The sequence below is a fragment of the Ferruginibacter sp. genome (genome assembly GCF_031430955.1).
In the GTDB taxonomy this organism is placed as follows: Bacteria; Bacteroidota; Bacteroidia; order Chitinophagales; family Chitinophagaceae; genus Ferruginibacter.
Map to the genome: position 1 here is coordinate 1 of NZ_JANPCM010000010.1, position 7,174 is coordinate 7,174.

A 7,174-nucleotide genomic window follows, 5' to 3' on the forward strand; every position below is an offset into this window, starting at 1 on the left:
GATTGCGGAACCTGTTTAAAAGTATGCAGCAATATGATTTGCCCGGCGAAGAAATAAAAGTACTGGTGCCAGATATTTTAAACGACCTTAATTATGCTACCAGCCTTATGGAAAATTTGCTGCAATGGGCAAAAAGCCAGATGGAAGGTGCAAGTATAAATCCGCAACTGATTGATGTAAGTTTAATGATTACGGAAGTACAACAACTGTTGAGATTGCAGGCAGAAAATAAAAAAGTATATCTTAAAACAAAAACAGATGCACCCGTTTATATTTATGCAGATAAGGATATGATAAACCTGGTACTGAGAAATCTTTTAAGTAATGCCATTAAATTTACTCCTGAAAATGGTGAAGTATCCCTAGGGGCAGCTATAAAAAATGAAACCGTTGAAGTATTTGTAAAAGATACCGGAATGGGTATAAGCAAAGAAAATATTAACCAGTTATTTGGTAATAATTATTTTACCACAAAAGGTACCGCCGACGAAACCGGTACCGGCCTTGGCTTAATGCTTTGTAAAGAATTTTTAAATAAAAATGGCGGCGAAATTTTTGTGCAAAGCGAAATTGGTAAAGGCAGCAGATTTAGTTTTGTAATACCAAAAGCATAAATTAAAAATAAAATTCCCTGTCTTTAAAAAATATTTTTTTTCAGCCTGCCTTATTATCCATATTTAGTTTCATTGGCCAGGCCTAAAAGGAGACACTCATGTACAGCAAATCTTTATTAAGTTTTTATCTAAGTGAAAAAACAAAATTTTATTTGTTTTTATTTTTTAAAATTTTACATCCGTAACAATCCCTACTTCACCCACTTTAAACAAACCGGGTTTCCCACACTTATCTTTTTTCCCGTTTCACTTAACATGCCTGTTTTTTTATCAATTTTAAAAATTGTAATGTCGTCAGTGTTTTGGTTGGCCACTAATAAAAAATTACCACTGGGGTCAAAATTAAAATTACGGGGCGTTTTACCTAACGTAGATTGATGGCCGCTTAAAGTTAATTTTCCATTAGCAGGGTTTACTGTAAAAATGCTGATGCTGTTGGCATCACCACGGTTGCTGCAGTATAAAAATTTTCCATTGGCGGCAACATGAATATCGGCACTGCCAATAGTGCCTTTAAACCCGGCAGGCAATGCACTAATGCGTTGCACAAATTGTAAGTTGCCATTGTTAGCTTTGTAACAAACTACTGTGCCGGTCATTTCTTCCATCAGGTAAGCAAATTTATTATTAGGGGCAAATTCAAAATGCCTTGGCCCGTTACCCGGTAAAGATGGTGCAGCAGATTTATATTTTAATGTTCCCTTTGTTTTATCAAAAGAATAGATCATTACTTTATCAATACCTAAATCGGGTACATACAAATATTTATTATCTGCCGAAAGATTGGTAGAATGTACATGCGGCCCTTCCTGCCTTTGTGTATTAGGCCCGCTGCCGTGGTGCTGTATAATTTGTTTAATGGTATCCAACGAGCCATCGTTGTTGGCATGCAGCAAACCAATACTGCCGCTGGTATAATTGCCTGCAAAAATCCAATGCCCGCTTTTATCAACAGCAACATAGCAGGGATGTTTACCACCTGAGGGCTGTTTATTTATTTCCGTAAGTGTTCCGGTGGTTTTATCAAATGAAAAAGCAGATATATTTCCACCAACAGTAAATCTTGTACTGTCGGCATTTTCATTTACAGCATATACAAATTTGTTGTTGGGTGATACCGCTAAATAAGAAGGGTTAGAACTTTTTACAACACTCACAAAACTGTTATCGCCTGTGGTGCTGTTAAATTTATACACATAAATACCTTCGCTTTTTCCTCCGGTGTAAGTACCAATCAGTAAATAATGTTCCTGGGCAAAAAGTATAAAAGGAGCGATCAACAGCAGCAAAAGAATATTTTTTTTCATGACTAAGTTTGAAACGGTTAAAAAAATAATGGAATACCTTTTACAGCCTGAATAAAAAGTGCTGTAATAAAAATTAAATATAACCCTGCAAATACAAACAGCTGATTTTTATTTTTAGCAATATAATAACCCAGCAAGGGTAATATTTGCAATGCATGCAAACCAAAAAAATGTGCAATGCGCAAATCGCCGTACTGTTTGCTCCAGTTTAAAAGAGGTAAGCCTTCACTGCCATCTTTTGCACCAGCTGTATGGGTAAATAATCCTATCATTAAGCCTCCTTCTACCGATGCTAAAATAAAAAAACCTAAACCTAACCTGATACCCCAAACATAAGCAGGCGAAATAGAAAATTTTTTTTGCACAAAAAAATTAATGGTTATAAAAACAGCCGTGATGGTAAAAATTAATATAATAATTCCCATTACTCCAAAAGCAATACCGTTGAAAGGAGAACTGATATTAAAATGCGATGTGGTGCCACGTACAGCCTGCATTAATATTACTCCGTTTTCAATAAGCATGGTGATTGCAATTATCCAACTGTATATTTTTACAAGTTTTGAGTTAGATAAATAATACATCAGCCAGTTTAATGTAAATGCCAGTAAGCCAACTGATAAATAAAACTTCATAGGTTTAAGCCAGCGGCTTACACCTAATATTTTTACATCGTCCGTAAACTGCAGCGCAAAGCATATAACCCCAACAGCAATATTAAAAATACCGCACCAGTACAATAAATTATTTCTGCGGCGCAATTCGCTTAAAATACTCATGGTATATTATTGTAATTAGCTGCAAAATATTTTTTTGTTTTTGCAAAACGAATAAACAGGTAAATAAGTAAACCAACAGGGCCCAGCATAAAAGTAAAAACTAAAGCAGGTACAATTATCCAATGGTTAATACCATGCTGTTTTGCATTATTGGTGATCCATATTCCTGTCATTAAATCGAAAGCAAGATAATGTACCCATCCGCCCACCACCACAGTTTTATTGGCAAATAAACTTACCACACCGTCTAATGTGCTGAATTTTTCAAAATCATCTGCATGAAAATTACTGAAAATTAACCAGGCATAAACTATGCAAAAAAGTGTAATTATAATTCCAACTAAAAATTTATTGGTATGCTTCCAAAAAGGTGTTGCAATAATTAAAATTAGCCAGCTTACTAATGCAATGGTATTGCAGAGTTTAAATATTTCATCAGCAGACATTATCAGTAATTTATAGTTTAAAAATCTTATGGCTGTAATTGCAAATTCTTTAATTCTTTCACAATTATTTTTTCAGTTTCTTCATCACTCAACTCAGCAGGTATAAATTTTTTTCCAATTACTTTTTCATACAGCTCAATATATCTTTTGCTTATTACTTCTACCCATTCATCACTCATGGCGGGTACGGTTTGGCCTTCTTTACCCATAAAGTTATTTTCAATCAGCCATTCTCTTACAAACTCTTTACTTAATTGTTTTTGGCGTTCGCCTTTTTGTTGCCTTTCTTCAAAACCATCGGCATAAAAATACCTGCTGCTGTCGGGGGTATGTATTTCATCCATCAAAATTATTTCATCACCCATTTTGCCCAACTCATACTTGGTATCTACTAAAATTAAACCTTGCTTAGCTGCAATTTCTTTTCCTCTTGCAAATAATTGTAAAGCATATTTACTTAGAATGTCCCATTCGGTTGCAGTGGCCAGGCCCTGTTTAATAATTTCCGCTGCACTTATATCTTCATCATGCCCTTCGGCAGCTTTGGTACTGGGTGTAATAATGGGGGAGGGGAAATAATCATTTTCCTTCATACCATCAGCCATAGTTACGCCACACAATATTTTATTGCCCGATGAATAGGTTCGCCAGGCATGGCCGGTTAAATTGCCCCGTACTACCATTTCTATTTTAAATGGATCGCATTTTTTTCCAATGCTTACATTAGGTGCAGGCGTTGATAATAACCAATTAGGACAAATATCTTTGGTTGCATGCAGCATGTAAGCAGCAATTTGCGTTAATACCTGTCCTTTAAAAGGAATTAAACGGGGCAGAATAACATCAAAGGCAGATATACGGTTGCTGGCAACCATTACTAATATATCGTTGGAAAAGGAGTAAACATCTCTTACTTTTCCTTTGTAAAAAGCTGTTTGTCCGGGTAATTTAAATGGAGTCATACTGCTAAAATAACATCAAGCAGTAGAAATGCCTAAATTTGTTATAGGCAATATATCAACAGGCGGTTAGAAAGAAAATTTTAAAAGAAAAATAACAATGCTTATTATTGCCTGATATTTAAAACCCAAAATACGCTATATGAGAAAAATTGCAAGCTATCTGGTTACTTTTTTACTGGCCAATGCTGTAACAATTACAGCCTTTGCACAAAATGTAACTGTAAGCGGTAATGTTAGAAACAGCAGTACAAAAGAAGGTGCAGGAGCTGTTTCCATTACAGTTAAAGGCGGTACCGCCGGAACCTTTACAGATGATAAAGGAAATTTTAAAATAACAGTTAAAAGCTTACCGGTTACTTTACTAGTATCTTCTGTGGGCTACGAATTACAGGAAGTAACTGTAAGCAATGCAGCATTTACACAGGTAGAATTTAAACCCTCTGCGGCTTTAGGTCAGGAGGTAGTTGTATCTGCTACAAGGGTTCCTCAAAAAATAATGGAGTCGCCGGTTTCAATTGAAAGAGTAAGTGCAGCTAATATTCGCAATGCGCCGGCAGCAAGTTTTTACGATGTTATTATTGGTTTAAAAGGGGTAGATGTTACTACATCGTCTTTAACTTTTAAAACACCTACTACCCGTGGTTTTAACAGCAGCGGTAATACAAGGTTCAATCAATTGGTTGATGGAATGGATAATCAGGCTCCCGGCCTTAATTTTTCGGTAGGTGCTATTATTGGTTTAAGCGAACTGGATGTTGATAATATTGAATTGCTGGCAGGTGCATCTTCCGCATTATACGGCCCGGGCGGTATGAACGGAACTTTACTGATGACCAGTAAAAACCCATTTAAATACCAGGGCTTATCCTTTTTAGTTAAAACCGGTATTATGCATACCGACGGCAGACAAAGGCCAGCCTCCCCTTATCATAACTGGAATTTAAGATGGGCCAATAAAGTTTCTGAAAAATTTGCATTTAAAATAAATGCCGAATTAATTCAGGCAAAAGACTGGTTGGGTACCGATAACAGGAATTACAGCAGAACTGCTACAACAGGCTTTGTAATACCGGGTGATAGAAAAACTGATCCTAACTACGATGGTATAAATGTTTATGGTGACGAAACTACTGTTGATATCCGTGCATTTTTCGGCAGCATTGCAGGAAGTTTACCCGGAGCAGCTAATTTTATTAATGCTAATGGTTTACTTTCTACTCCACAAAATGTTTCCCGTACCGGTTATTCTGAAAAAGAATTAATTAATCCTAATACAGTTAATTTTAAACTGGCAGGGTCAATGCATTATAAGTTATCCGAAAATACTGAAGCCGTAGTAGCAGGATATTGGGGTACAGGTAATACCATTTATACCGGTAGCGACAGGTATTCGCTTAAAGATTTTAAAATGGGCCAGTATAAATTTGAAATAAACAGCAAAAACTGGTCGCTAAGAGCTTATACAACTCAGGAAAATGCCGGAGAATCTTACAACACTACAGCAACTACCAGGTTATTTAATGAATCATGGAAAAAATCAGTAACAACTGATGCTGCAGGCAACCCAACGCCCTTACCTACCGACTGGTATATTCAATATGCATTTTCATATTTGAGTAACAGAATGAATGGGATGACAGAATATGATGCTCACCAGGCTTCACGGGCATTGGCAGATGTGGGAAGGCCAGCAGCAGGTACTCCTGCTTTTCTTTCAGCTTATGATGCCATTCGTAAAAAACCAATTTCTCAAAACGGCGGTTTGCTGTTAGATAAATCTGACTTATATGCTTATGAAGGAAATTATAATTTCACTTCAGTTACAAAAGATGTTGCAGATATCCTGGTAGGTGTGAATTATAAAAAATATGTATTAAATTCTCAGGGTACATTATTTGCAGATTCTACAGGAACTATCAGCACTTCGGAATATGGGGGCTACATACAGGCAACAAGAGCTATAACCAACCGCATTAAATTAACGGCTTCAGGCAGATATGATAAGAATCAAAATTTTGATGGTCGTTTTACACCAAGGGTTACAGCATTGGTTAAATTGGCAGAGAATAATAATTTGCGTTTGTCTTATCAAACAGCTTACCGTTTCCCCAGCAATCAATCGCAGTGGATCAATTTACAGGTGGGCAGTACACGTTTAGTGGGCAGCAATGCTTCTTTTGCAACTTATTTAAATTATGCAGCCAATCCATTATATACTACAACAAGCGTAACTGCAGGTAGCCCACAGGTTTTTGTACCTAATGTAGCAAAACCAGAATCGGTTAGCTCATTCGAAGGGGGCTATAAAGGGTTACTGATGGAAAATAAATTATTGATTGATATGTATGGTTATTTTGGCCAGTACCAGGATTTTTTAGGCAGGGTAAATACTTTACAAACCACAACAGGTGTTGCTGCAGATATAAATAATCCTTCTAAAAGAAGAAATATATCTGTGCCGGTTAATACTGCCGATAAAGTAAAAACTTATGGCTTTGGATTAAGTGTTGATTACAGGTTGCCATTAAACTTTACGTTGGGTGCCAACGTAGCATCTGATGTATTGAAAGATGTACCAACTGGTTTTGTAGCTTACTTTAATGCACCAAAATATAAAACCAACTTAACATTTGGTAATGTTGGTTTTGGCCGTGATAAGCGTTTAGGATTTAATATGGCTTACAGGTGGCAGCAGGGTTTTTATTACCAGGGAGATTTTGCTAACGGCCAATTACCTGACGTACACACCTTAGATGCACAGGTTAGTGTAAAACTTCCAAAAACAAAATCAATCATAAAATTTGGGGCTAATAATTTGCTGAACCAATATTATTACAATGCTATCGGCAACTCACAAATTGGTGGTTTGTACTACGTGAGTTTTGGATACAATGTTTATTAAAATCAGTACCACATCCAATTTTAAAAATAAAACTTACTATAATGAAAAAAATAAATAATAAACTAAGGACAATTTACTTAGTGCTTTTATCCGGCCTTTTCTTTCTTACATCGTGTAATAAAGATTTAGAACAGTTTGCTGCATTACCAACACCAACTTACCCA

6 protein-coding genes are annotated in these 7,174 nt (G+C 36.1%); 2 read left to right on the forward strand and 4 right to left on the reverse strand.

Translation table 11 applies throughout. The features are described from left to right. Window positions 1–614: sensor histidine kinase (locus ACY65O_RS00290; protein WP_462218845.1), on the forward strand; the 614-nt coding region annotated here is incomplete at its 5' end. A 191-nt stretch (window positions 615–805) separates the two neighbouring features. Here the strand turns inward: ACY65O_RS00290 and ACY65O_RS00295 are convergent. From ACY65O_RS00295 to ACY65O_RS00310, 4 genes are read right to left on the reverse strand one after another with little or no spacing between them, the layout of a single operon-like run. Continuing rightward, complete coding sequence (locus ACY65O_RS00295; RefSeq protein WP_462218846.1) at window positions 806–1,921, reverse strand: lactonase family protein; 1,116 nt, start codon at window positions 1,919–1,921, stop codon at window positions 806–808. A gap of 17 nt (window positions 1,922–1,938) precedes the next feature. Then, a complete protein-coding gene (locus ACY65O_RS00300; RefSeq protein ID WP_462218847.1) occupies window positions 1,939–2,700 on the reverse strand; it encodes a hypothetical protein in 762 nt (253 codons plus the stop codon). After that, on the reverse strand, window positions 2,697–3,146 hold the full coding sequence (locus ACY65O_RS00305) for an ABA4-like family protein (RefSeq protein ID WP_462218848.1): 450 nt from the start codon (window positions 3,144–3,146) through the stop codon (window positions 2,697–2,699). The genes ACY65O_RS00300 and ACY65O_RS00305 overlap by 4 nt, the downstream gene beginning before the upstream one ends. 26 nt (window positions 3,147–3,172) lie before the next feature. Further along, entirely contained in the window at window positions 3,173–4,108 is a 936-nt protein-coding gene (locus ACY65O_RS00310; protein ID WP_462218849.1) for a phosphoribosylaminoimidazolesuccinocarboxamide synthase, read from the reverse strand. A 139-nt stretch (window positions 4,109–4,247) separates the two neighbouring features. Between ACY65O_RS00310 and ACY65O_RS00315 the strand changes: the two genes are divergently transcribed. Continuing rightward, on the forward strand, window positions 4,248–7,010 hold the full coding sequence (locus ACY65O_RS00315; RefSeq protein ID WP_462218850.1) for a TonB-dependent receptor: 2,763 nt from the start codon (window positions 4,248–4,250) through the stop codon (window positions 7,008–7,010). Window positions 7,011–7,174: the final 164 nt, after the last annotated feature.

Excerpts from the sequence above, each read along its gene's own strand:
- ACY65O_RS00295 (WP_462218846.1), bottom strand. The coding sequence starts at position 1,921 with ATGAAAAAAAATATTCTTTTGCTGCTGTTGATCGCTCCTTTTATACTT.
- ACY65O_RS00315 (WP_462218850.1), top strand. The coding sequence starts at position 4,248 with ATGAGAAAAATTGCAAGCTATCTGGTTACTTTTTTACTGGCCAATGCT.
- ACY65O_RS00310 (WP_462218849.1), bottom strand. The coding sequence starts at position 4,108 with ATGACTCCATTTAAATTACCCGGACAAACAGCTTTTTACAAAGGAAAA.
- ACY65O_RS00300 (WP_462218847.1), bottom strand. The coding sequence starts at position 2,700 with ATGAGTATTTTAAGCGAATTGCGCCGCAGAAATAATTTATTGTACTGG.
- ACY65O_RS00305 (WP_462218848.1), bottom strand. The coding sequence starts at position 3,146 with ATGTCTGCTGATGAAATATTTAAACTCTGCAATACCATTGCATTAGTA.